Consider the following 24359-nt stretch of genomic DNA (forward strand, 5'->3'; position numbering starts at 1 on the left):
CTGATCGCCACACCGAAGGACGACCACGCATGGGTTCGGTCATCAAGAAGCGCCGCAAGCGCATGGCCAAGAAGAAGCACCGCAAGCTGCTGCGCAAGACGCGCCACCAGCGCCGCAACAAGAAGTAAGGCGCCGCAACGTCCAGAGCCCTGGGTCTGACCCGGGGCTCTTGTCGTACCGCCCGCTCGGGTGGTGAGCGACTGGCCAGCGACGCAGGACGTGCCGCACTAGCATCGGCACGAGCCGCACGGAGAGGGGAGCCGCGGATGGGCAAGGTGGTGCTGGTGACGGGCGTGTCCCGTCTCGTCGGAGGGCTCACCGCGCGTGCGCTGAGCGAGCACGACGACGTCGACCGGGTCATCGGGGTCGACTCGGTGCCGCCGCCGCACAGCATCGGCTCGGCGCGGTTCGTGCGGGCCGACATCCGCAACCCGATCATCGGCAAGGTGATCCGGCAGGAGCAGGTCGACACCGTCGTGCACCTGGGCGTCATCACCACGCCGCGGCAGGCCGGCGGGCGCACCGCCCAGAAGGAGATCAACGTCATCGGCACCATGCAGCTGCTCGCTGCGTGCCAGAAGGCGGAGTCGCTGAACCGGCTGGTCGTGAAGTCCACCGGCGCGGTCTACGGCGCCTCGCCGCGCGACCCGGCGATGTTCACCGAGGACATGACGCCCCGCCGCGCCCCCACCGCGGGCTTCCCGCGCGACTCGGTCGAGGTCGAGAACTACGTGCGCGGCTTCGCCCGCCGCCGCCCCGACGTCGACATCACCCTGCTGCGGATGGCCAACATCGCCGGCCCCGGCATGCGCACGCCGCTGTCCGACTACTTCCGCATGCGCGCCATGCCCGTGCCGATGGGGTACGACGGGCGCATCCAGGTGCTCCACCTCGACGACGCGGTGCGCTCGCTCGTCACGTCCGCCACCAGCGAGGCGACCGGAATCATCAACATCGCCGGCGACGGCATCGTCACCGTGCGGCAGGCCGCCCGGCTGGCCGGGCGTCCGACGGTGCCGTTCGTGCCGGTCCTGGCCGGCGCCGTCACCAGCGGCGCCCGTGCCGCCCGGCTCGGGGCGTTCGACTCCAGCCAGTGGCAGTGGCTGTGCTACGGCCGGGCCCTGGACACCACGCGCATGCGTGAGCTGCTGGGCTTCACCCCCGACCACACGACCCGCGACACCATCCGCGAGGTGTTCGGCGCCGACCCGGTCTGGCCGCCGTCGCCCGGGGTGGCCATCTCGTCGCTGATCGGAGACCGCTCGTGAGCCAGCCGTCCACGCCCCGCCCGCGCAGCACCACCGCGGCGAAGAAGACCGCCGCCACCACGTCGTCCGGCACGCCGTCGAGCTCGGCGCCGGCGGGCAAGAAGCCGACGGCCAAGAAGTCGACCGCCAAGAAGGCCTCGACCCGCAAGACCACGACGACCAAGCGGTCAACGACCGCCAAGAAGTCGACGGCCGGCAAGAAGTCGTCGAGCGCGAAGAAGGCACCGTCGACCACGAAGGCCTCGACCCGCACGGCGACGCCCGCCAAGAAGGCGCCCGTGACCAGCCCGCCCGCCGCCACCGAGGAGACGGCCGTGCCCACCCAGCCGGCCGAGCTGGGCGCGGCCAGCCGCGCGGTGCGCCAGCGCCCGCCGCGCAGCCGGGTGCGGGCCGAGGCCGAGGCGCGCCGCACCGATGCCGAGCGCCGGCTGCGCGCCGTGCCCGACATCGCCGAGGTCGCCGACTCGCCGGAGCCGGTCGCCGCCGAGCCCGGCCCGGGCGGCGCTGGTGGCGCCTCGTCTCCCTCGCTGCTGAGCGTCACCGGCGTCGAGCAGGGGGTGTCGGCGCTGGTCGGCCTGCTGCGCGCGGCCGGTCGCACCGCCGGGCTCGAGGGTGAGGAGCTGGAGCGGCGGGTCGCCCGCACCCTGGCGTACCTGCGGCGCCGGGTCACCGGCGACTACGACCTCGACGCGTTCGGCTTCGACCAGGAGTTCACCGAGGAGGTCTGGCTGCCGCTGCTGCGGCCGATCTACCGGCACTGGTTCCGGGTCGAGGTGCGTGGCGTCGAGCACCTCCCGGCCGAGGGCGCGGCCCTGGTCGTGGCCAACCACTCCGGCACCGTCCCGGTCGACGGGCTGATGCTGCAGTTCGCGATCCACGACGAGATCGGGCGGCACACCCGCATGCTGGGCGCCGACCTGGTCTTCTCCTCGCCGTTCATCGGCGAGCTCGCCCGCAAGGCCGGCAGCACGCTGGCGGCCAACCCCGACGCCGAGCGGCTGCTGTCGACCGACCAGCTCACGACGGTCTTCCCCGAGGGGTTCAAGGGCGTCGGCAAGGGCTTCGCCGAGCGATACCGGCTGCAGCGCTTCGGCCGCGGCGGGTTCGTCACGGCCGCGGTGCGCACCGGCGCGCCGATCATCCCGTGCTCGATCGTCGGGGCGGAGGAGATCTACCCGATGATCGCCAACGTCAAGAGCCTCGCGCGGGTGCTGGGCTTCCCCTACTTCCCGATCACCCCGCTGTTCCCGCTGCTCGGCCCGCTCGGCCTGGTGCCGCTGCCGTCCAAGTGGCTCATCGAGTTCGGCCCGCCGATCGAGACCGCCTCGCTCGGTGCGTCCGCGGCCGACGACCCGATGCTGGTCTTCGACCTCACCGACCAGGTGCGCGAGACCATCCAGCAGACGCTCTACTCGCTGCTGCTGCAGCGCCGCTCGGTGTTCTTCTGATGCCGCTGTGGCGACGCCATGAGGAGCGGGGCGAGCAGCAGGCCGGCGGTCAGCACGAGGTGCTCCTGCTCAGCCGGCCCGGCTGCCACCTGTGCGACGACGCGCGCGCGGTGATCGAGCGGGTCTGCGACGACCTCGGCGTCCCCTGGCGCGAGCAGTCGATCGTCGACGACGCCGAGCTGACCCGGCGCTACGCCGAGATGATCCCGGTCACGCTCGTCGACGGCGCCCAGCACGACTACTTCCGGGTCGACGAGCGGCGGCTGCGCGCGGCGCTGCGCTGACCCCGGCACCCGGACGCGGGCGTACGCCTAGCACACGCGGGCTATAACACGGCAGGGGGTCTCGGCGCGACTTTGTGCGGCCGTTCACAAGCGCATATATTGCGGGGGTCCCCATACCTCCGGAATCACCGTTTGGTATAGGCCGCCGCCCACCGAGAGGAGTGCAGGCGCCCGTGTCTGCCGAGCCCGCCGCACACCGGGTCATCCCCGGCGCCACGGTGGCGCGACTCCCGGTCTACCTGCGCGCGCTGAGCGCCCTGGCGACCGCCGGCACCGACACCGTCTCCTCCGAGGAGCTCGCCGAGGCCGCGGGCGTGCGCTCGGCCAAGCTGCGCAAGGACCTGTCCTACCTCGGGTCGTACGGCGTGCGCGGCGTCGGCTACGACGTCGCCCGGCTGCGCGACGAGATCGAGGGCGAGCTCGGCCTGCGGCACGACTTCTCCCTGGTCATCGTCGGCATGGGCAACCTCGGCCACGCGCTCGCGGCCTACTCCGGCTTCGCGACCCGCGGGTTCGCGGTGCGCTGGCTCGTCGACGAGGCGCCCGACGTGGTCGGCACCCGCATCGCCGGCCTCACCGTCATCGACTTCGACGGCCTCGCGCGCGAGTGCAACGACAGCATGATCGGCGTCATCGCGACCCCGCCCGACGCGGCCCAGGACGTCGCCGACCGGCTCGTCGCTCTCGGGGTGCGCTCGATCCTCAACTTCGCGCCCGCGGTGCTGTCGATCCCCTCCGGGGTCGAGGTGCGCAAGGTCGATCTCGCCACCGAGCTGCAGATCCTGGCCTTCCACCAGCAGCACCCGCGGCTGGACCCCAAGGCGCTCGACCGCGACGCGCTGGACCCCAAGACCGACGACCTCGAGGAAGGGGCGGCGCCGTGAGCACCATCGTCATCGGCCTGTCGCACCGCTCCGCGCCGATCGCCACGCTCGAGCGGGCCGCGCTCGACCCGGCCGGGCGCGCCGACCTGCTCGAGCGGCTCTCGGGCAGCGAGCAGCTGCACGAGGTGCTGCTGCTCGACACCTGCAACCGGGTCGAGGTCTACGCCGAGGCGGCGACCTTCCACGGGGCCGTCACCGAGATCGGCGAGGCGCTCGCCGCCGCCACCGGGATGCCGCTGGCCGAGCTGCGCGACAACCTCTACGTCCACTTCTCCGACCGCGCCGTGGCCCACCTGTTCTCGGTCTCGGCGGGGCTGGACTCGATGGCCGTCGGCGAGGCGCAGATCCTCGGCCAGCTGCGCGAGTCGCTGCGCGAGGGCCGCGCGGCCGGTCATGTCGGCAGCGGCCTCGACGGCCTCGTGCAGCAGGCGCTGCGGGTCGGCAAGCGGGCCCACTCCGAGACCGACATCGACGGCGTCAGCCGCTCGCTCATCGAGCGCGGCATCGGTCTGGTCGAGCCGCACCTGGGCTCGCTGACCGAGCTGCGCGTCGCCGTCGTCGGCGCCGGGGCGATGAGCAGCCTTGCGGCACATACGATCTCGCGCGCCGGTTGCGGATCGCTCACCGTGGTCAACCGCACCTTCGACGCCGCCCAGCGGCTCGCCGGCGCGGTCGGCGCCACCGCCCGCGACTGGTCCGAGCTGTCCGACGTGCTGGCCGAGTCCGACCTCGTCGTCTCGTGCACCGGGGCCGTCGGTCACGTGATCGACGAGTCCCTCCTGCCGGCGGCCACCCCCACGCCGACCGCTGAAACGCGGTTTCAGCGCTCTGACCCTGCTGCAGCGGAGTCAGAGCGCTATAACCGCGTTTCGGGCGAGCGGGGGCCGGTGCGACGGCAGGCGTTCATCGACCTCGCCCTCCCGCGCGACGTCGCCCTCGAGGTGGGGGAGCGGCCGGGTGTCCTGCTGGTCTCCCTCGAAGACCTCGGCGACGGCTCGGGCGCCGAGCACGACCAGGTCGGCGCCGTGCGCTCGATCGTCGCCGGCGAGGTCGACGACTACCTCGTGGCGCGGCGGGCCGCCTCGGTCGCCCCGACCGTGGCCCTGCTGCGCGCCCACGCCGCCGATGTGGTGGCCCAGGAGCTCACCCGGCTGCGCGCGCGCACGCCCGGGCTCAGCGAGAGCGACGCCGCCCAGGTGCAGCTCACCGTGCACCGCGTCGTCGACAAGCTGCTGCACACCCCGACCGTGCGCATGAAGCAGCTGGCCGGCGAGGGGCACGACTACACCGCGGCGCTGCGCGAGCTGTTCGACCTCGACCCGCGCCACACCGAGGCCGTGCGCACCCCGCCGCCCGAGCTGCGCGACACCGACCCGAGAGGGGGCGAGCGATGACCGCCCGCACCCTGCGCCTCGGCACCCGGCGCAGCGCGCTGGCCACGACGCAGTCCGAGCACGTGGCCGAGCGGCTGCGCGTGCTCGGCCACGACGTCGAGCTGGTCGAGATCGTCACCGAGGGCGACACCAACCGCGGTCCGCTGGCCCAGATCGGCGGCACGGGGGTGTTCGCGGCGGCGCTGCGCAACGCGCTGCTCGCCGGCGAGGTCGACCTGGCGGTGCACTCGCTCAAGGACCTGCCGGTCGCTCCGCAGCCCGGCCTCGTGGTCGCGGCCGTCCCGCCGCGCGAGGACCCGCGCGACGTGCTCGTCGCCCGCGACGGCCTGACCCTCGGCGAGATCCCCGCCGGTGGCGTGATCGGCACCGGGTCGCCGCGCCGCGCCGCCCAGCTGGAGGCCCTCGGCCTCGGGGTCGAGGTGCGCGCCATCCGGGGCAACGTCGGCACCCGCATCGGCCTGGTCGGCGACTCCTGCGACGGCGTCGTGCTGGCGCGCGCGGGCCTGGCCCGGCTGGGCCGGCTCGACGAGGCCACCGAGGTGCTCGACCCGCTGCAGATGCTGCCGGCCCCCGGCCAGGGGGCGCTCGCGGTCGAGTGCCGCACCGACGACACCGACCTGGTCGAGCTGCTCCGTGGGCTCGACGACGCCGACACCCGAGCCGCGGTCACCGCCGAGCGCGCCCTGCTGGGCGAGCTCGAGGCCGGGTGCTCGGCGCCGGTGGGCGCGCTCGCCGAGATCGTCGAGGAGGAGGACGGCTCGCTGCTCATCTCGCTGCGCGGCTTCGTCGGCTCCACCGACGGCGCGCTCGAGCTGCGCCGGTCCGCCGTCGGCCCGATCGAGCAGCCCGAGCGGCTCGGGGCCGAGCTGGCGCAGGTCTTCCTCGACGACGGGGCGGCCGACGCGATCGCCCCACCCCGACAACCCGGTCCTGCCGTGGACGCAGGACACCCGCAACCCGCAGGACCCGACAGCACCCCGGAGGGTGAGCAGTGAGCAGCACGACCAAGAGCACGAAGACCAAGGCACCCGGCCACGTCGCATTCGTCGGTGCCGGTCCGGGCGACCCGGGCCTGCTGACGGTGCGGGCCGCGCAGCTGCTGCGCGAGGCCGACGTGATCGTCCTGGACCAGATCGCCGACGAGCGGTTCGCCACGGCGCACGCCCGCGAGGGCGTCGAGATCGTCGACGGCGGCCACGGCGAGGCCGGGCAGCGCCTGACCTCGGCGTCGCGGGCCAAGCTGGTCGTGCGCACGGCGAAGGCCGCCGGCGCCGGCGCCCAGGTGGTGCGGCTGATGGACGGCGACCCCGCGACGTTCAACGGGCTCGCCGAGGAGGCCGCCGCCTGCCAGAAGGCCGGCGTGGCCTTCGAGATCGTCCCGGGCGTCAGCGCGGTCAGCGCGGTCCCGGCGTACGCCGGTGTGCCGCTCACCGCGTCCACCTCCAAGGCGGTCCACGTCGTCACGGCCCGCGCGACGGGCGTCGACTGGTCGCGCTCGGTCGACGACGACATCACCGTGGTGGTGCTCGGCGGCGGCGAGGTGCTGACCGGCGCGCTGGAGAAGCTGCTGGCGGCGGGCCGCTCGGCCGAGACCCCGGTGGCGCTGACCTCCGACGGCACGACGATCCACCAGGCCACCCACACCACGACCCTCGGCGAGGTCTCGACCACGCTGCCGCGGGCCGAGATCGGCGAGCCGACGCTGGCCGTGGTCGGTTCCACGGTGCCGCTGCGCGACGAGCTGTCCTGGTGGGAGACCAAGCCGCTGTTCGGCTGGAACGTCCTGGTGCCGCGCACCAAGGAGCAGTCCGGCTCGATGACCGACCGGCTCACCCGCTACGGCGCGACCAGCGACGTCGTCCCGACCATCAGCGTCGAGCCGCCCCGCACGCCGCAGCAGATGGAGCGGGCGGTCAAGGGCCTGGTCACCGGTCGTTACGAGTGGATCGGCTTCACCTCCGCCAACGCGGTGCGCGCGGTGCGCGAGAAGTTCGTCGAGTACGGCCTCGACGTGCGCGCGTTTGCCGGCCTGAAGATCGCCGCGGTCGGCGGGGTCACCGCCGACGCGCTGCGCGACTGGGGCCTGGAGCCGGACCTGATCCCCTCGGGCGAGCAGTCGGCCCAGGGGCTGCTGGAGGACTGGCCCGACTACGACGAGGTCCTCGACCCGATCAACCGGGTCTTCCTGCCGCGCGCCGACATCGCCACCGACACCCTGGTGGCCGGCCTGCAGGAGATGGGCTGGGAGGTCGACGACGTCACGGCCTACCGCACCGTGCGGGCCGCCCCGCCGGCGCCCGAGGTGCGCGAGGCGATCAAGACCGGCAAGTTCGACGCGGTCTGCTTCACCTCCTCCTCGACGGTGCGCAACCTCGTGGGCATCGCCGGCAAGCCCTACCCCAGCACCGTCGTGGCGTGCATCGGCCCGGCCACCGCCAAGACCGCCGAGGAGCACGGCCTGCGGGTCGACGTGCTCGCCAGCGAGGCCTCCGCCGAGGCGCTCGTCGACGCGCTCGCCGACTTCGGCCGGGGTCTCGCGCTCGCGGCCGAGGAGGCCGGCGAGGCGGTGCGCCGCCCGAGCGAGAAGAAGAAGGCCGGCGCCCGTCGCAAGGTCAAGGCCTGATGGCCCGGGCCGACCTGCCCGTACGTCCGCGCCGCCTGCGTCAGACGCCGGCGGTGCGACGGCTGGTGCGCGAGACTCGGCTGCACCCGGCCGAGCTGGTGCTCCCGATGTTCGTCAAGGAGGGCGCCACCGAGCCGCAGCCGATCTCGGCGATGCCCGGCGTCGTCCAGCACTCGCTGGACTCGCTGGTCGAGGCCGCCCGCGAGGCGGTCGCGGCCGGCGTCGGCGGGCTGATGATCTTCGGGGTGCCCGCCGAGCGTGACGAGATCGGTTCGGGCGCAACGGATCCCGACGGCATCCTCAACGTCGCGCTGCGCCGGCTGCGCGACGAGCTCGGCGACGAGACCGTGCTCATGGCCGACCTGTGCCTCGACGAGTTCACCTCGCACGGGCACTGCGGCGTGCTCGACCAGCAGGGCCGCGTCGACAACGACGCCACCCTCGAGCGCTACGCCGAGATGGCGGTCGTGCAGGCCGAGTCCGGCGCGCAGGTGGTCGGGCTGTCCGGGATGATGGACGGCCAGGTCGCGGCCTGCCGCGCCGCGCTCGACGCCGCAGGCCACACCGACACGATCGTCCTGGCCTACGCCGTGAAGTTCTCCTCCGCGGCCTACGGCCCGTTCCGCGAGGCCGTCGAGTCGACCCTGCAGGGCGACCGCGCGACCTACCAGGAGGACTCCGGCAACGCCGTCGAGGCGCTGCGCGAGCTGCGGCTCGACCTCGCCGAGGGCGCCGACATCGTCATGGTCAAGCCGGCGCTGCCGTACCTCGACGTGCTCGCGGCCGTCGCGGCGGAGTCCGACGTGCCGGTCGCGGCGTACCAGATCTCCGGCGAGCTGGCGATGATCGAGGCCGCCGCGGCCAACGGGTGGATCGACCGCGACCGGATGGTGCTCGAGGCGCTCACCTCGATCCGCCGCGCGGGCGCCCAGATCATCCTCACCTACTACGCCGTCGAGGTCGCCGGCTGGCTGCGCGCGGCCGACTGAGGCCCGCCCGTGGACGACCGGCCGGTCAGCCTTTCGGGCGCGCTATCCTGAGGGTGGGGGCGACCGAAGAGCCGACCGATCGAAGGAGTGCCCGCAGCATGTCCCACCTGGGTCGCTCGACCTGCCGTCGTGCCGCTGCGCTGACGGCGGCGATGCTCGCGCTCCCCGTGTCCGCAGCCGTCGCGGGCGAGGCGCCGTCCCCGCAGCGCGCGCCGCACGTCTTCGCCATGCCGGTCACCCCCGAGCGGGTCGTGGTCGCCATCGACGCCGGTAGCCGTGACGACCTGACCACCGCCGTCGTCCAGGACGACACCGGCCGGGTGGTCGGGCGCACCACGCTCACCGCGAGCGGCAAGGGCCTGGTCCCGCTGTCGGTCGCGACCAACACCCGCCAGCGGGTGCGCGTCACGATCGGCAACGCGGTCGAGCCGCCGGCGCCCGAGGTGAGCCGCGTCGTCGTGGCCACCACCGAGACGGCCTACCTGCGCACCAGCTCCTGGCGGGTGGTCAACAAGCGCACCCCGCTCGCGCCTGACGAGGCGCCCAGCAAGGTCGAGAAGGTGCAGGGCGTCCCGCTCGACGAGCGCGCCGCCGTCGCGCTGCGCCAGCTGCTCGAGCGGGCCAAGGGCGAGAAGGTCGAGCTCTACCCCTCGACCGGGCTGCGGTCGTACGGCTGGCAGCAGGGTCTGTACGACTCCTACGTCCGGCGCGACGGCCGCGCCGCCGCGGACACCTACTCCGCGCGCCCCGGCTTCTCCGAGCACCAGACCGGCCTGACCTTCGACGCCAAGTCGCGCTCGGGCGGCTGCGACCTGCAGGAGTGCTTCGGCACGACCCCCGCGGGCGCGTTCCTGCGCGAGCAGGCCGGGTCGGCCGGGTTCGTGGTGCGCTACACCGAGCAGAACACCAAGGTCACCGGCTACCAGCCCGAGCCGTGGCACCTGCGCTACGTCGGGCAGTGGCTGAGCGGCTATCTCGAGGACTCCGGCAAGGGCTCGCTCGAGGACGCGTTCGCGATGCCGCCCGCACCGTCGTACGACCGCTGAGGCCGCAGCGCCGCACGATTGGACCACCAAGCCCCGCACGGTGACCCCGGAACCTATGATTCGGGGGTGACTGCAGGGACGCACTGGCTGAACCACGAGGAGCAGGCCTCCTGGCGTGCCTATCTGCGCGCGTCGCGTCAGCTGTGGGTGCAGCTGGACCGCGACCTGCAGCGCGAGTTCGACCTGTCGCTGGCCGAGTACGAGATCATGTCGATGGTCAGCGAGGCGCCTGGGCGACGGCTGCGGATGAGCGCGCTGGCCCAGATCGTGGTCCAGTCCCGCAGCCGGCTCACGCACACCGCCAAGCGGCTCGAGGAGCGCGGGCTCGTCGAGCGGGTGCCGGTCACCGACGACCGGCGCGGCGTCGAGCTGGTGCTGCTCGACAGCGGCATGGCCCTGGTCAACAAGGCCTCGCACCTGCACGTGCAGGGGGTGCGCGAGCACCTCATCGACCTGCTCGACCCCCAGCAGTTCGCCGCCCTCGGGGCGGCCTCGGCGCGCATCTCCGAGCACCTCAGCGACGTGCCGGTGAGCGCGCCCAACATGGCGCTGTGACGCCCGGTCCGGGGCACCCGGACCACCGTGCCGCCGCCGACGCGGCGGTTGCGACAATGCTGGGTATGTCCGGCTCGACACCCGCCACCACGCCCACCCCTGACCAGCCGACCGAGCGGTCCGCCGCGCTGCTGGAGCAGGCTCGGGCGGTGACCCCGGGCGGGGTGAACTCGCCGGTGCGTGCCTTCCGCGCCGTGGGCGGGACGCCGCGCTTCATCCGCAGCGCCACCGGGCCGTGGCTCACCGACGTCGACGGCAACCGTTACGTCGACCTGGTCTGCTCGTGGGGCCCGATGATCCTCGGGCACACCCACCCCGACGTGCTCGCGGCCGTCACCGACGCCGCCGGCCGCGGCTTCTCCTTCGGCACGCCCAGCGAGAACGAGGTGGCGCTCGCGGGCGAGATCGTCGCGCGCACCCCGGTCGAGCAGGTGCGCCTGGTCAGCAGTGGCACCGAGGCGACGATGAGCGCGCTGCGTCTGGCGCGCGGGGCCACCGGCCGCTCCAAGGTCGTGAAGTTCGCCGGGTGCTACCACGGCCACGTCGACGCGCTGCTGGCCAGCGCCGGCAGCGGGGTCGCGACGTTCGCGCTGCCCGACTCGGCCGGCGTGCCGGAGTCGTCGGCGAGCGAGACCATCGTGCTGCCCTACAACGACCTGGCCGCGCTCGAGGCGGCCTTCGCCGAGCACGGCGAGCAGATCGCGTGCGTCATCACCGAGGCCTGCCCGGGCAACATGGGCGTGGTGCCGCCGGTGCCCGGCTTCGAGGAGGGGCTGCGGCGCGTCACCCGCGAGCACGGCGCGCTGCTGATCAGCGACGAGGTCATGACCGGCTTCCGCTGCTCGCCGTCGGGCTGGTTCGGCGCCGAGGCCAGCGCGAGCATCGAGGCCGACCTGTTCACCTTCGGCAAGGTCATGGGCGGCGGGTTCCCCGCGGCCGCGTTCGGCGGGAGCGCCGAGCTGATGTCGCGCCTCGCGCCCGACGGCCCGGTCTACCAGGCCGGCACGCTCTCGGGGAACCCCGTCGCGACCGCCGCCGGGCTGGCCACGCTGCGCGGCTGCACCCCCGAGGTCTACGCCCACCTCGACTCGGTGGCCCGCACCATCGCCGACGCCGCCTCGCGCGAGCTGACGACCGCCGGCGTGCCGCACACCGTGCAGTGGGCCGGCTCGATGTTCTCGGTCTTCTTCCGCGACCAGCCCGTGCGGACGTACGACGACGCGAAGTCCCAGGACACCGGCGCCTTCAGCCGGTTCTTCACCGCGATGCTGCAGCAGGGCGTGCACCTGCCGCCGAGCGCGTTCGAGGCGTGGTTCGTCAGCGCCGCGCACGACGAGGCGGCCGTGGAGCAGGTGCTGGCGGCCCTGCCGGCGGCGGCTCGCGCGGCCGGGAATCTCTCAGGTTCGGATGGGACACTCTGACCCATGCCGGAGCGTGACGACCCCTCGCCGGCGATCGACCGTCCCCAGCGCACGACCGTCCACCTGGTGCGCCACGGTGAGGTCGAGAACCCGCAGAAGCTGCTCTACGGCCGGCTCCCCGGCTACCACCTGTCCGCGCTGGGGCGCGAGATGGCCGAGCTGGCCGCCGACTACCTCGCCCAGTTCGACGTCACCCACCTGGTGTCCTCGCCGCTCGAGCGGGCCCAGGAGACGATCGCGCCGCTCGCGCAGCGGCTCGGCCTCGACGTGGCGATCGACGAGCGGGTGATCGAGTCGGACAACCGGTTCGAGGGGCTGACCGTCGGTGCCGACCCGCGCCAGCTGGCGCACCCGCGCTACTGGCGGCTGCTGGTCAACCCGACGCGCCCGAGCTGGGGCGAGCCGTACGTCGAGCTGGTCGACCGGATGGCCGCGGCCATCCGCGGCGCCCGCGCCGCCGCGCGCGGCCACGAGGCGGTGATCGTCTCCCACCAGCTGCCGATCTGGACGATCCGCCAGGCGGCCGAGGGGCGCCGACTGTGGCACGACCCGCGGCACCGCTCGTGCAGCCTGGGGTCGGTCACCTCGTTCGTGTTCTACGGCGACGACCTCGACGTGATCGAGTACGCCGAGCCGGCGGCGGAGCTGCTGCCGCGGGCGGCCAAGGTGGGCGGGGCATGAGCGGCGAGGAGCGCGCAGCGCAGGCTGCGGGCGAGGCACGAGCACGCGGCCGGAGCGGAGTGCGACCGAGCGCGACCAAGGGCATGACTGGCGTGCGGGCGAAGGTGGCGGCGGCGGTGATCGCGGTGGTGGCGCTCGCGGGGTGCGGCAACCAGAACGCCTCGATCTCCGAGCAGGCCCGCCAGGGCGACAACAAGGGCTTCATCGCCGGCGACGGCAGCATCGAGACGCTCACGGCCGACCAGCGCAACGTGCCGCTGGACCTGACCGGCACCACGATGGACGGCAAGAAGTGGGACGTCGCGAGCGAGCGCGGCACGGTGGTCGTGCTCAACGTGTGGGGCGCCTGGTGCGGCCCGTGCCAGCGCGAGATGCCGGCGCTGCAGCAGGTGTGGAGCGGCTACCAGAAGGCCGACGCGCCGGTGCAGTTCATGGGCCTGAACCAGCGCGACTCGGTGGCGGCCGCCGACTCGACCATGCGCAAGTTCGGCATCACCTACCCCAGCCTGCGTGACGACGGCGGCCGGACGCTGCTGGCGCTGCAGGGCAAGGCGGCCACGTTCCCGACGACGCTCATCCTCGACCGCCAGGGGCGGATCGCCGCCCGCGTGTCGGGGGAGACCACCGCGCCGACGCTGCGCGGCCTGGTCGACGACGTCGTCAAGGAATCCGCTTCGTGACGGGCGACGCCACCCAGATCATCGCCGCAGGCAGCTTGCCCCTGGCGCTGCTGCTCGCGCTCGCCGCGGGTGCGGTGTCGTTCGCGAGCCCGTGCGTGCTGCCGCTCGTGCCGGGCTTCCTGGGTTATGTCACGGGCCTGTCCGACGACGAGGTCCGGCGCCGTCGGATGGTGGCCGGGGCGGGGCTGTTCGTCATCGGCTTCTCGGTGATCTTCGTCAGCATCGCGCTCGCCGCGAGCGCCGCCGCCCAGTTCCTGCGCGGCAACCAGACGCTGCTCATGCGCGTAGGCGGCGTGGTCGTGATCGTCTTCGGCCTGATCTACCTCGGCGTCATCTTCCGCGGCGGCAGCCAGGTCCGCTGGCGGCCGACGGCCGGGCTCGCGGGCGCGCCGTTCCTCGGCGCCGCGTTCGGCCTCGGGATGGCGCCGTGCGCCTCGCCGGTGCTCGGCGCGATCGTCTCGCTGTCGGCCTCGCTCACCGACGACGCGTCGTCGATGCAGCGCGGGGTGCTGCTCGCGGCGGTCTACTCCCTGGGCATGGGCCTGCCGTTCGTGCTGATCGCGGCCGGGTGGTCCAAGGCCGAGTCGATGTCGCGCTGGCTGCGCGACCGGCACCGTCCGATCCAGCTGGTCGGCGGTTCGCTCATGGTCCTGATGGGGCTGCTCATGGTGAGCGGCATCTGGGAGCAGGTGACCGCGTGGATGCAGCTGCAGCTCGTCAACAACTTCCAACCGGTGATCTGACGTGACCGACCAGAAGACTTCCGTGGCTCCCGCCGACGAGGCGGAGCGCAAGCAGCGACCCGGCCGGGAGCGTACGCCCGCGCCGCGGCTCGGTGTGATCGGCATGGCCCGCTGGTTCTGGCGTCAGCTGACCGCCATGCGCACCGCGCTGTTCCTCCTGCTGCTGCTCGCGATCGCGGCGCTGCCCGGCTCGATCTGGCCGCAGCGCGGCATCGACGCCGCGCGGGTGGCCGACTACCTGCAGCGCAACCCCGAGCTCGGCCCCTGGCTCGACCGGTTCGGATTCTTCGACGTCTACTCCACGCCGTGGTTCGCTGCGATCTACCTGCTGCTGGTGATCTCGCTGCTCGGCTGCGTCATCCCCCGCATGCGCCAGCAGTGGCGCGCCTCGCGGGCCGTGCCGCCGGTGGCGCCGCGACGACTGAAGCGGCTGCCGTCGTACGTCGAGGAAGAGGTCGACGGGACCCCCGAGGACGTCTTCGAGCGGGCCCGGGAAGTCATGCGCGGCAAGCGTTTTCGCACGCGCGAGGGCGACACCTGGATCTCCGGGGAGGTCGGGCTGCTGCGCGAGCTCGGCAACCTGATCTTCCACGTGTCGCTCGTCGTGATCATCGTGTCGATGGCGCTCGGCAACCTCACCGGCTGGCGCGGCGACGTGATCGTGCCCGAGGGCACGTCGTTCGCGAGCACCGCGAGCCGGTACGACACGCTCGACCCCGGCCCGTGGGTCGACGTCGACGGGTTCTCGCCGTGGACGCTGCAGCTGAACGACCTGTCCGTGAACTTCGAGGACCGGGTCGACCCGAGCAGCACGCAGTACGGCCAGCCGCGCGACTTCCGCGCCGACATCACGACGCAGGGCGAGGACGCTCCGGCCGAGCGCCAGGAGCTCGCGGTCAACCACCCGGTGCGGCAGGACAACACCTCGATCTACCTGCTCGGCAACGGCTACGCGCCGCGGGTCACCGTGCGCGACGCCGCCGGCAAGGTGATCTACCAGCAGGCGACCCCGTTCCTGCCGCAGGACAACACCTACACCTCGACCGGCGCCATCAAGGTCACCGGTGCCTCCCCGCAGCAGCTGGGCTTCTACGGCTTCTTCCTGCCGACCCTGGAGTTCGACGAGCAGCGCGGCCCGGTGTCGACCTTCCCCGGCCTGAAGCAGCCGGCGCTGGTGCTCGGGCTCTACTCCGGCAACCTGTTCCCGCAGGGCAAGCCGCAGTCGGTCTACACCCTCGACACCCAGTCGATGACGCAGGTGAAGCAGGAGAACGGCCAGCCGGCCCGGCTGCTGATCCGCCCCGGCGAGACCGTGCAGCTGCCGAACGGGCTGGGCAGCATCAGCCTCGACCGCGAGGTGCCGCGCTGGGCCGGTCTGTCGGTGCGGTCCGACCCGGGCAAGATGCCCGCGCTGGTCGGCGCGATCGTCGGGCTGTTCGGTCTGCTGATGTCGCTCGTCCTGCGCCGGCGCCGCCTGTTCGTGCGCGTCGCCGCCGCGCCCGACAGCACGCCTGACACCCCGCGTACCCTGGTCCAGGTCGGCGGCCTGGCCAAGCACGACGACCCCCGCCTCGACTCGGCGGTTCGGCAGCTGCTGCGCTCGATCGTCCAGAGAGTAGGACCCACGGCATGATCACCCAGATGCTCGCAGTCGAGACCAACCAGGCGTTGGCCGACAACTCGACGTACGCCCTCTACGGCTCGGCCGTCGTCCTCGCCCTGGCCATGCTGTCCTTCGCCGCCGACCTGGCGGCCACCGCGCGGCGCAAGCACGCCGCCGAGGACGCGGCCGAGGGTGGCAGGGCGAAGGCCGGCGCGGCCGGGGCTGACGCCGGTGCGACGAAGGCCGGGGCCACGAAGGCGGGCGCGACGAAGGCGGCTGCAGGGAGCTCGGAGTCCGGCAGCGCCACCGCCGTGCTCACCCGTGACGACCAGCCGCCCGCCGACGGTCCGCAGGCTCCGGTCAAGCGGCAGTGGGCCGGCATCGGCATGTCGCTGACCTGGCTGGCGATGCTGCTGCTCGCTGCGACCATCGCGCTGCGCGGCTTCGCGGTGAGTCGTCCGCCGCTGGGCAACATGTACGAGTTCGCCCTCGCCGCAGCCGGATTCACCCTCGTGGTCTACCTGCTGTGGAGCCTCAAGCGCGACCTGCGCTGGCTGGGCCTGTTCGTCGTGGCGCCGGTGCTGCTCATCGAGATGCTCGCCGCGATGGTGCTCTACACCGAGGCCACCCAGCTGCTGCCGTCGCTGCAGAGCTACTGGCTGTCGATCCACGTCACCATCGCCACGCTGTCGGTCGGCCTGTTCACCGTCGGTGCGGTCGTGACCGTGCTCTACCTCGTGCAGGCCCGCCGCGAGGCGGCGGCCGCCGCCGGCAAGGGCAGGCGGAGCATGCTCGACGCCCTGCCGAGCGCGCGCGCTCTGGACCAGGCGGCGTACGGCGTGCACATGGTCGCCTACCCGCTGTGGATGTTCACCGTCATCGCCGGGGCGATCTGGGCGCAGGTGGCCTGGGGCCGCTACTGGGGCTGGGACCCCAAGGAGGTGTGGTCGTTCGTCATCTTCGTCGTCTACACCGCCTACATGCACGCCCGCCTCACCGCCGGCTGGAACGCCAAGCGCTCCTCCTACCTGGCGCTCGCCGGTTTCGCGTGCGTGATCATCAACTACACCGTCGTCAACATCTTCTTCGTGGGGATGCACTCCTACTCGGGGCTCTGATCCGTTGCTGCGCTACACCCTGCTTCGCCTGCTCGTCTTCTTCGGGATGATGTGCGCCCTCTATCTCGTGGGCATGCGGGGCATCCTGCTGCTGGTCATCTCCGCCCTCGCCTCGGCGATCCTGTCGGTCTTCCTGCTGGCCGGGCCGCGCGAGCAGTTCGCCCAGCAGATCGACGAGAAGGTGCAGGCGCGCCGCGCCCGCGCCGAGGAGCACCGGACGTACGAGGACGACGACGAGGAGTGAGCCGGGCGACGCCGGGAGAGTCGTGCGTGCTTGTGGCGCCGGGGCGCGTCTCCGCATTTCGTTCACTGGTGAACGGTCTGTACGTCGGAGGCCCGGGATCCCGCGGGTGCAGCTCCGCATTTCGTTCACTCGTGAACGGTCTGCGTACGCCCGGGGTCGGCCGGGGCAACCCCTGGCGGCGCCTCAGAGCGCCTGGGTGAGCCAGAGGCCGAGGCCCAGCAGCACGCCGTACGCCAGCAGGTAGATCCCGGTCGAGGCCAGTGCCGGGACGAGGGCGCGGCCGGTGGCGCCGCCGCCGACCGCGCGGACCGCAGGGACCGCCGCGAGGAGCGCGACCAGGGCGATGAGCGCGAGGGGGTAGTCCAGCGCGATCACGCCGACGGCCACCACGGACACCCCGATCAGCGAGGCGAAGAAGACGCGGGAGGCCTGGTCGCCCATCCGCACGGCGAGGGTGCGCTTGCCCGCCTCGGTGTCGCTGGGGATGTCGCGCAGGTTGTTGACCACGAGCACCGCGCACGCGATGGCGCCGACGCCGATCGCGCCGGCCCAGGTGGTGAGCTCGAGCTGCTTGGCCTGGGTGTAGGTCGTGCCGAGCACCGCGACCAGCCCGAAGAAGATGAAGACGAAGACCTCGCCGAGGCCGAGGTAGCCGTAGGGGTTCTTGCCGCCGGTGTACTTCCACGCGGCGATCACGCACGCGACACCGACCAGCAGCAGCCACGGGGTGTTGGCCAGCGTCACCAGCGTGAGCCCGGCCAGCGCGGCGACGCCGAAGCACAGGAACGCCGCGAGCTTGACGTTGGCCGGGTCGGCGAGACCCTGCCCGACCAGGCGCACCGGACCGACGCGCGCGTCGTCGGTGCCGCGGATGCCGTCGGAGTAGTCGTTGGCGTAGTTGACGCCGATCTGCAGCGCGATCGCCACGATCGCGGCGAGCAGGCCGAGCCCGGGGTTCGCGCGCTCCATCGCGTAGGCGCTGCCGGTGCCGACCAGCACCGGGGCGATCGCGGCGGGCAGGGTGCGCGGGCGGGCGCCGTCGACCCACTGCTGCAGGGTGGCCATAGGTGTTGTGCTCCAAGGGGATTCGGGCGCTCGGGCGCGCCGGCGGACAGGGTCGGTCGGGTGGTTCGGCGGTCAGAGCCCGCGCAGGAAGTCGGGGTCGTCGTCGGGACCGCGCGGCCCGGGCGGGCGACCCCGCGGCGGGCCGAACGAGGTGCGGCGCGACCGTCCGACCACCAGCCAGACGATCGCCCCGACCACCGGCACCAGCGCGATCACGCCGATCCACGCGGGCTTCGGGAGGTGCCGCACGCGGTCGTCGGGCGTCTGGATGCAGTCGGCGAGGGCGTAGACGACGACGGCGAGCCCCAGCAGGGGGATCAGCACCCGTCCCATGCGCACCTCTCGCGTCTCGGCCTACCCCTGATTCTGCCACCCGGGCATGGCCGCGATCGCCGCGCGGTCGGGCTTGCCCGGGCCGCGCGCGGGGATGGCGTCGAGCACGAGCAGGCGGGTGGGGAGGGCGTACGCCGGCAGCAGCTCGCGCAGGCCGGCCCGGACCTCCTCGAGGGTCGGCTCCGGGGAGGCGACCACCGCGAGGCTGACCGCCTGCCCCCAGCGCTCGTGCGGTGTCGCGACCGCGACGGCGTCGCGCACCCCGGGCAGCCCGAGGGCCGCCTCCTCGACCAGGCGGGGGGCGACCTTCAGGCCGCCGGTGGTGATGAGGTCGTCGCGGCGTCCGACCACGTGCAGCACCCCGTCGCGCAGCTCGCCGACGTCGTCGGTCCAGAAGCGGCGGGCGCCGGTGGTCGGGTCGGTGTCGAAAACCGCTGCGGTGCGGTCGGACTCGCCCAGATAGCCGGACGCCACGGTCGGCCCGGAGAGCCCCACGCGCCCGTCGTCGCCGATCGTCACGGCGGTGTCCTCGAGCGGCACCCCGTCGTAGACGCAGCCGCCCGCGGTCTCGCTCATGCCGTACGTCGTGCGCACCGCGACGCCCGCCGCGCGCGCCCGCTCCAGCAGCGCCGGTGCGGTGGCCGCGCCGCCGACGAGCACGCCGTCGAACGTGCCGAGCGCCTCGGTCGCCTCGGGGTCGTCGAGCACGGTCGCGAGCTGCGTCGGCACGAGCGAGGTGTAGCGCCGCACCGGCGGCGCCCACGCGAGCGCGTCGACCAGGTCCGCGGTGCGGAAGCCGTCGATCATGTTGAGCAGCAACGGTGCTCGGCGCGCGGCAAGGGAGCGCAGGATCACCTGGGTGCCGGCGATGTGCTGCGCGGGCAGCGCCAGCAGCCACATGCCCTCGCCGCCGAGCCGGTCGTGCGTGGCGGTGCCGCTCGCGCGCAGCGCGGCCCGGGTGAGCATCGCGCGCTTGGGCGCGCCGGTCGACCCGGACGTGGACACGACCAGGCCGAGGTCGTCGGGCAGGTCGGCGTCGTCGGGGACGGCCGGCTCGGGGTCGCCGTCTTCGTAGGGGAGCAGGGCGGGGCCGTCGCCCTCGAGCATGGCGGCCAGCGCCTCGACGTACGCCGGCAGCCGGTCGGGCGCGACGGCGTACGGGCGGATGGGGGGCACCCGGCCAGGGTAGGCCCGTGTTGAATGGCGCCATGACGGCACGTCCCCTGGCAGTGGTGACCGGCGCGAGCAGCGGCATCGGACGGGCGAGCGCCCGCCGACTGGCCGCCGAGGGTTTCGAGGTGATCTGCGCGGCGCGGCGCACCGAGCGCGTCGAGGAGCTGGCCGCCGAGATCGACGGCCGCGCGGTGACCTGCGACGTGACGAAGGCCGACGACGTGGCGGCGCTCGCGCGCGAGGTCGGCGACCGGCTCGACGTGCTCGTCGCCAACGCCGGGGGAGCGCTCGGCACCGAGCCGGTGGTCGAGGCCGACCTCGACGAGTGGCGAACGATGTACGACACCAACGTGATCGGCGTCGCGCGCTGCGTGCAGGACCTCATGCCGGCGCTGGTCGCCGCCGAGGGCGAGGTCATCGTGATCGGGTCGGTCGCCGCGCACGTGTCGTACGAGGGTGGCGGCGGCTATGTCGCGGCCAAGCACGCGGTGCGCGCGATGGTCGGCTCGCTGCGGCTGGAGATGTTCGACCAGCCGGTGCGCGTGTGCGAGATCGACCCGGGGATGGTGGCCTCCGACGAGTTCGCGCTGGTGCGCTTCCACGGCGACGCCGAGAAGGCCGCCGCGGTCTACGCCGGTGTGGTCGACCCGCTGACCCAGGAGGACATCGCCGAGTGCGTGGCGTTCGTCGCCACCCGCCCCAAGCACGTCAACATCGACTCGATGGTGGTGCGCCCGCGCGCGCAGGCGGCGCAGCACAAGATCCACCGGGTGTCGCCCTGAGAAGGCAGTTCACGCCGGTCCGCGCGATCGGGGCACCGTCTGCGGGGCCTGGCGCGAGGCCCGGCCGCGAACTGCCTTCGCGCAGCGACGCTCAGAAGTACCAGGGGAACGGGGACCAGTCGGGGTCGCGCTTCTGCAGGAACTGGTCGCGTCCCTCGACGGCCTCGTCGGTCATGTACGCCAGCCGCGTCGCCTCGCCCGCGAACACCTGCTGCCCCATCAGGCCGTCGTCGGTGAGGTTGAACGCGAACTTCAGCATCCGCTGCGCCTGCGGGCTCTTGCCCATGATCTCGCGGGCGACCTGCAGCGCCTCGGCCTCGAGCTCGGCGTGGTCGGCGACGATGTTGACCGCGCCCATCCGGTGCATGTCCTCGGCGGTGTACGTCCGCCCCAGGAAGAAGATCTCGCGGGCGAACTTCTGGCCCACCATCTTGGCGAGGTAGGCCGAGCCGTAGCCCGCGTCGAACGAGCCCACGTCGGCGTCGGTCTGCTTGAACCGGGCGTGCTCGCGGCTCGCGATCGTCAGGTCGCACACGACGTGCAGGCTGTGCCCGCCGCCGGCCGCCCACCCGGGCACGACCGCGACGACGACCTTGGGCATGGTGCGGATCAGCCGCTGCACCTCCAGGACGTGCAGCCGCCCGCCCTCGGCCTTGACCCGTCGCTCGTCGACGGACTCGGCGGTGTCGCCGTCGGCGTACTGATAGCCGCTGCGCCCGCGGATGCGCTGGTCACCGCCGGAGCAGAACGACCACTTGCCGGCCGCGCCGGTGCCCTCGGGGCCGGGCCCGTTGCCGGTGAGCAGCACGCAGCCGACGTCGGGGGTGCGCCGCGCGTGGTCGAGCACGCGATAGAGCTCGTCGACGGTGTGCGGCCGGAACGCGTTGAGCACCTCGGGCCGGTCGAACGCCACCCGCACGCACCCCACGTCGACCGCGCGGTGGTAGGTGATGTCGGTGAGGTCCTCGAACCCGGGCACGGGCGCCCAGTCGTCGGGCCGGAACGGGTTGGCGGTGGTCTGCTCGCTCACCTGCGTGATGTTAGGCGTACGTCCGTCGCGGCTCACCCAGCGGACGGTGCCGGACACGGCGGCGCCGGGTCGGTTAACGTGGCGCGCGCAACATCCATCAAGACCGGCTGAGGGACAGGCCCGTTGACGCCGGGGCAGCCTTCCGCGAGGCAACTCGCGGAAAAGGTGCCAAGTCCTGCGGCGGCCCTCGGGCCAGCCGGAAGATGGAGCGTCGCAGACGTCTGACCAGGCGCCGGTGACGCGCAGCCTCCGGTCCGCATGGCTGGCCACCTGTGACCAGGAGGACACCATGACTGACATCTCCCGCCTCACCCGCGGACTCACCACCGGCATCAACGCCGACCCCACCCACGGCGCCGTCGTGCCGCCGCTGCACCTCACGAGCACCTTCAGCTTCAGCGGGTTCGGCGAGTGCGGGCAGTATGACTACACCCGCTCGGGCAACCCCACCCGCGACCTCCTCGGCGAGGCGCTGGCCACGCTCGAGGGCGGGTTCGGCGGCACCATCACCTCGACCGGGATGTCCGCGATCGCGCTGTGCACGACCGCGCTGCTCGCGCCCGGCGACACGATCGTCGTGCCGCACGACTGTTACGGCGGCAGCTGGCGACTGTTCGACTCGCTGTCGACGAAGGGCCAGTTCCGTTGTCGCACAGTGGATCTCACCGATCCTGACGCGCTCGCCGAGGCGCTGCGCGAGCGCCCGAAGGTGGTGTGGGTCGAGACGCCGTCCAACCCGCTGCTGCGCCTCACCGACGTGCGCGCGGTGGCCGACGCCGCCCACGCGGCCGGCGCGCTCGTGGTCGCCGACAACACGTTCCTGTCGCCGCTGCTGCAGCGACCGATCGAGCTGGGCGCCGACGTGGTCGTGCACTCGACGACGAAGTACATCAACGGGCACAGCGACGTCGTCGGCGGCGCGGTCGTGGCGGCCACGCCCGAGCTGCACGAGGAGCTGGCCTACTGGGGCAACGTGCTCGGCGTCACCGGCAGCCCGTTCGACTCCTACCTCGCGCTGCGCGGGCTGCGCACCCTGCACGTGCGGCTGCGCGCTCACCAGGACAACGCCCGCGCCCTCGTCGACGCCGCGCTCGACCACCCGGCCGTCGCGCGGGTGCACTACCCCGGGCTCGCCGACCACCCGGGCCACGACATCGCCGCGCGGCAGCAGGACGGCTTCGGCGCGATGCTGTCGGTCGAGCTGCGCGGCGGGGAGGAGGCGGTGCGCGCGTTCGTCGACGGGCTGCACTGCTTCACCCTGGCCGAGTCGCTCGGCGGCACCGAGAGCCTGGTCGCCCACCCCGCCACGATGACCCACGCGTCGATGAGTCCCGAGGCGCGCGCGGTCGCCGGCATCGGCGACGGGCTGCTGCGCTTCTCGGTGGGCATCGAGGCCCCGGAGGACCTGGTCGCCGACCTGCGCGCCGCGCTCGACCGCGCGGAGGCGCGCACCCCCGTGGCCGTCTGAGGTGGTCGGCCCGGGTTCCTAGACTCGGGTCATGCCGATCCCGGAGTACGTCGCCGACCTGCGCGAGCACGTCGGCACCCGACTGCTGTGGTTGCCGGGGACGTCGGCGTACGTCCTGCGCCAGGTCGACGGGCGCCAGCAGGTGCTGCTGGTGCGCCGCTCCGACAACGGCCTGTGGACGCCCGTCACCGGGATCTGCGACCCGGGCGAGGAGCCCGACGTCACCGCCGAGCGCGAGGTGCTCGAGGAGACGTGCGTGCAGGTCGAGGTCGAGCGGCTGCTCGCCGTGTCGTCGCTGATCCCGATGGAGTACCCCAACGGCGACCGCTGCCAGTACCTCGACCACGCGTTCCGCTGCCGCTGGGTCGCGGGGGAGCCGCGGGTCGGTGACGAGGAGTCCAGCGACGTGCGCTGGTTCGACGTCACCGACCTGCCGCCGCTGCTCCCGCGGTTCGAGCGCCAGCTCGCGATGGCCCTCGCGGACGACGGTCCGGTGCTGTTCGGCAAGGCGCAGCGGGTCCGATGAGCGTCTTCGACGTCGAGCAGCTGGTCCTCGGCATGCGGGTGGTGCAGCTGCCGCTGCGCACCCGCTTCCGAGGCGTCACCGAGCGCGAGATTGCCCTGTTCCCAGGGCCTTTCGGCTGGGGCGAGTTCGGCCCGTTCCTGGAGTACGCCCCCGCCGAGTCGTCCCGCTGGCTCGCCTCGGCCATCGAGGCGGCCCACGTCGGCTGGCCCGAGCCGGTGCGCGGGTCGGTGCAGGTCAACGCCACGGTGCCCGCGGTCGCGGCGGGGGAGGTGGCCGGGGTGCTCGCGCGCTACGACGGCACCCGGACGGCCAAGGTGAAGGTGGCCGAGCCCGGTCAGCGCCTGTCCGACGACCTCGACCGGGTGGCCGCGGTGCGCGAGGCGATGGGGCCCGACGCGCGCATCCGGGTCGACGCGAACGGCGGCTGGAGCGTGGAGCAGGCGACCGACGCGCTGGGGCGGCTGGCGGCCTACGGGCTGGAGTACGCCGAGCAGCCGTGCGCCACCGTCGAGGAGCTGCGCGACCTGCGAATCACCTTGGCCCGCAACGGCATCGACGTGCCCGTGGCCGCGGACGAGTCGATCCGCAAGGCCGAGGACCCGCTGCGCGTGGCCCGGCTCGAGGCCGCCGACGTGATCGTCGTCAAGGTCGCACCGCTCGGCGGCGTGCGGCGCGCGCTCGACGTGGTCGCCGAGACCGGGCTGCCTGCCGTCGTCTCGAGCGCGCTGGACAGCTCGGTCGGCATCCGCGCGGGCCTCGCTCTCGCCGCCGCGCTGCCCCGCCTCGACCACGCCTGCGGCCTCGCGACGCTCGGCCTGTTCGACGGCGATGTGGTCACCGAAAGCCTTGTGCCGCAAGGGGGTTCGATCTCCCTGCGCTCGGTCGAGCCCGACCCGGAGCTGCTCGATCGCTGGGCCGCACCCGACCACAGGCGAGCGTGGTGGGCGGACCGGGTGCGGGCGGCGTACGCCCTGCTCCCGCATTTCGTGCACAGGTGAACG

At 73.2% G+C, this 24359-nt stretch carries 26 protein-coding genes and 1 riboswitch; of the genes, 22 read left to right on the forward strand and 4 right to left on the reverse strand.

The genetic code is table 11. The features are described from left to right. Nucleotides 1-29 precede the first annotated feature (29 nt). From FB554_RS00550 to FB554_RS00635, 18 genes are all read left to right on the forward strand, one after another. Nucleotides 30-128: a 30S ribosomal protein bS22 gene (locus tag FB554_RS00550; protein ID WP_003792170.1), complete on the forward strand. Its 99-nt coding sequence runs from the start codon at nt 30-32 to the stop codon at nt 126-128. A 156-nt stretch (nt 129-284) separates the two neighbouring features. After that, the gene (locus FB554_RS00555; protein WP_236022197.1) at nt 285-1268 is read left to right on the forward strand and encodes an NAD-dependent epimerase/dehydratase family protein; all 984 of its coding nucleotides are present in this window, start codon (nt 285-287) and stop codon (nt 1266-1268) included. Then, nucleotides 1265-2716, forward strand: a complete 1452-nt coding sequence (locus tag FB554_RS00560) for a lysophospholipid acyltransferase family protein (RefSeq protein WP_142004157.1) — start codon at nt 1265-1267, stop codon at nt 2714-2716. Before FB554_RS00555 ends, FB554_RS00560 begins: the two co-directional genes overlap by 4 nt. Beyond that, nucleotides 2716-3000 (forward strand): glutaredoxin family protein, encoded by a 285-nt coding sequence (locus FB554_RS00565; RefSeq protein WP_142004158.1) that lies wholly within the window; start codon nt 2716-2718, stop codon nt 2998-3000. Before FB554_RS00560 ends, FB554_RS00565 begins: the two co-directional genes overlap by 1 nt. A 173-nt stretch (nt 3001-3173) precedes the next feature. Next, complete coding sequence (locus tag FB554_RS00570) at nt 3174-3884, forward strand: redox-sensing transcriptional repressor Rex (RefSeq protein WP_142004159.1); 711 nt, start codon at nt 3174-3176, stop codon at nt 3882-3884. Beyond that, a complete protein-coding gene (locus tag FB554_RS00575; protein ID WP_142004160.1) occupies nt 3881-5278 on the forward strand; it encodes a glutamyl-tRNA reductase in 1398 nt (465 codons plus the stop codon). The genes FB554_RS00570 and FB554_RS00575 overlap by 4 nt, the downstream gene beginning before the upstream one ends. Then, a complete protein-coding gene (hemC, locus tag FB554_RS00580; RefSeq protein WP_142004161.1) occupies nt 5275-6273 on the forward strand; it encodes a hydroxymethylbilane synthase in 999 nt (332 codons plus the stop codon). Before FB554_RS00575 ends, hemC begins: the two co-directional genes overlap by 4 nt. Further along, nucleotides 6270-7901, forward strand: a complete 1632-nt coding sequence (locus tag FB554_RS00585; protein ID WP_142004162.1) for a bifunctional uroporphyrinogen-III C-methyltransferase/uroporphyrinogen-III synthase — start codon at nt 6270-6272, stop codon at nt 7899-7901. Before hemC ends, FB554_RS00585 begins: the two co-directional genes overlap by 4 nt. Continuing rightward, nucleotides 7901-8890 carry a porphobilinogen synthase gene (hemB, locus tag FB554_RS00590; RefSeq protein WP_142004163.1) on the forward strand — a complete coding sequence of 330 codons (990 nt, stop codon included), beginning with the start codon at nt 7901-7903 and terminating at the stop codon, nt 8888-8890. Before FB554_RS00585 ends, hemB begins: the two co-directional genes overlap by 1 nt. 98 nt (nt 8891-8988) lie before the next feature. Continuing rightward, the gene (locus FB554_RS00595; protein WP_142004164.1) at nt 8989-9936 is read left to right on the forward strand and encodes a M15 family metallopeptidase; all 948 of its coding nucleotides are present in this window, start codon (nt 8989-8991) and stop codon (nt 9934-9936) included. 66 nt (nt 9937-10002) lie between these two features. Beyond that, nucleotides 10003-10491 carry a MarR family winged helix-turn-helix transcriptional regulator gene (locus FB554_RS00600; RefSeq protein WP_142004165.1) on the forward strand — a complete coding sequence of 163 codons (489 nt, stop codon included), beginning with the start codon at nt 10003-10005 and terminating at the stop codon, nt 10489-10491. Between the two features lie 65 nt (nt 10492-10556). Continuing rightward, nucleotides 10557-11912: a glutamate-1-semialdehyde 2,1-aminomutase gene (gene hemL / locus FB554_RS00605; RefSeq protein ID WP_236022198.1), complete on the forward strand. Its 1356-nt coding sequence runs from the start codon at nt 10557-10559 to the stop codon at nt 11910-11912. A 3-nt stretch (nt 11913-11915) separates the two neighbouring features. Beyond that, the gene (locus FB554_RS00610) at nt 11916-12593 is read left to right on the forward strand and encodes a histidine phosphatase family protein (protein WP_142004167.1); all 678 of its coding nucleotides are present in this window, start codon (nt 11916-11918) and stop codon (nt 12591-12593) included. Further along, complete coding sequence (locus tag FB554_RS00615; RefSeq protein WP_338070543.1) at nt 12590-13273, forward strand: TlpA family protein disulfide reductase; 684 nt, start codon at nt 12590-12592, stop codon at nt 13271-13273. Before FB554_RS00610 ends, FB554_RS00615 begins: the two co-directional genes overlap by 4 nt. Continuing rightward, on the forward strand, nt 13270-14016 hold the full coding sequence (locus tag FB554_RS00620) for a cytochrome c biogenesis CcdA family protein (protein ID WP_142004168.1): 747 nt from the start codon (nt 13270-13272) through the stop codon (nt 14014-14016). Before FB554_RS00615 ends, FB554_RS00620 begins: the two co-directional genes overlap by 4 nt. Before the next feature lies 1 nt (nt 14017). Then, complete coding sequence (gene resB, locus FB554_RS00625; protein WP_244937439.1) at nt 14018-15649, forward strand: cytochrome c biogenesis protein ResB; 1632 nt, start codon at nt 14018-14020, stop codon at nt 15647-15649. Then, on the forward strand, nt 15646-16737 hold the full coding sequence (gene ccsB, locus FB554_RS00630; RefSeq protein WP_236022200.1) for a c-type cytochrome biogenesis protein CcsB: 1092 nt from the start codon (nt 15646-15648) through the stop codon (nt 16735-16737). The genes resB and ccsB overlap by 4 nt, the downstream gene beginning before the upstream one ends. Before the next feature lie 4 nt (nt 16738-16741). Beyond that, entirely contained in the window at nt 16742-16981 is a 240-nt protein-coding gene (locus FB554_RS00635; protein ID WP_142004170.1) for a DUF4229 domain-containing protein, read from the forward strand. 183 nt (nt 16982-17164) lie between these two features. Here the strand turns inward: FB554_RS00635 and FB554_RS00640 are convergent, their stop codons facing one another. The 3 genes from FB554_RS00640 to menE form a co-directional block, all read right to left on the reverse strand. Then, entirely contained in the window at nt 17165-18046 is an 882-nt protein-coding gene (locus FB554_RS00640; protein WP_142004171.1) for a 1,4-dihydroxy-2-naphthoate polyprenyltransferase, read from the reverse strand. Nucleotides 18047-18118: 72 nt separating this feature from the next. Then, nucleotides 18119-18379 carry a PLD nuclease N-terminal domain-containing protein gene (locus FB554_RS00645; RefSeq protein ID WP_142004172.1) on the reverse strand — a complete coding sequence of 87 codons (261 nt, stop codon included), beginning with the start codon at nt 18377-18379 and terminating at the stop codon, nt 18119-18121. 21 nt (nt 18380-18400) lie between these two features. Further along, nucleotides 18401-19555 carry an o-succinylbenzoate--CoA ligase gene (menE, locus tag FB554_RS00650; protein WP_236022201.1) on the reverse strand — a complete coding sequence of 385 codons (1155 nt, stop codon included), beginning with the start codon at nt 19553-19555 and terminating at the stop codon, nt 18401-18403. A 32-nt stretch (nt 19556-19587) separates the two neighbouring features. On the opposite strand from menE, the gene FB554_RS00655 reads away from it, so the two are divergent. Beyond that, nucleotides 19588-20334: an SDR family NAD(P)-dependent oxidoreductase gene (locus FB554_RS00655; RefSeq protein ID WP_142004173.1), complete on the forward strand. Its 747-nt coding sequence runs from the start codon at nt 19588-19590 to the stop codon at nt 20332-20334. Nucleotides 20335-20425: 91 nt separating this feature from the next. Here the strand turns inward: FB554_RS00655 and FB554_RS00660 are convergent, their stop codons facing one another. Next, entirely contained in the window at nt 20426-21364 is a 939-nt protein-coding gene (locus FB554_RS00660; RefSeq protein WP_142004174.1) for a 1,4-dihydroxy-2-naphthoyl-CoA synthase, read from the reverse strand. Between the two features lie 91 nt (nt 21365-21455). Further along, nucleotides 21456-21574: riboswitch (SAM riboswitch) on the forward strand. A 79-nt stretch (nt 21575-21653) separates the two neighbouring features. On the opposite strand from FB554_RS00660, the gene metB reads away from it, so the two are divergent. The 3 genes from metB to FB554_RS00675 are packed head-to-tail and all read left to right on the forward strand — an operon-like array spanning nt 21654 to nt 24356. Then, the gene (gene metB / locus FB554_RS00665) at nt 21654-22832 is read left to right on the forward strand and encodes a cystathionine gamma-synthase (protein ID WP_142004175.1); all 1179 of its coding nucleotides are present in this window, start codon (nt 21654-21656) and stop codon (nt 22830-22832) included. 31 nt (nt 22833-22863) lie between these two features. After that, the gene (locus FB554_RS00670; protein WP_142004176.1) at nt 22864-23358 is read left to right on the forward strand and encodes an NUDIX hydrolase; all 495 of its coding nucleotides are present in this window, start codon (nt 22864-22866) and stop codon (nt 23356-23358) included. Next, on the forward strand, nt 23355-24356 hold the full coding sequence (locus FB554_RS00675) for an o-succinylbenzoate synthase (protein ID WP_142004177.1): 1002 nt from the start codon (nt 23355-23357) through the stop codon (nt 24354-24356). The genes FB554_RS00670 and FB554_RS00675 overlap by 4 nt, the downstream gene beginning before the upstream one ends. Nucleotides 24357-24359: the final 3 nt, after the last annotated feature.

This window comes from Barrientosiimonas humi (assembly GCF_006716095.1).
Classification (GTDB): domain Bacteria; phylum Actinomycetota; class Actinomycetes; order Actinomycetales; family Dermatophilaceae; genus Barrientosiimonas; species Barrientosiimonas humi.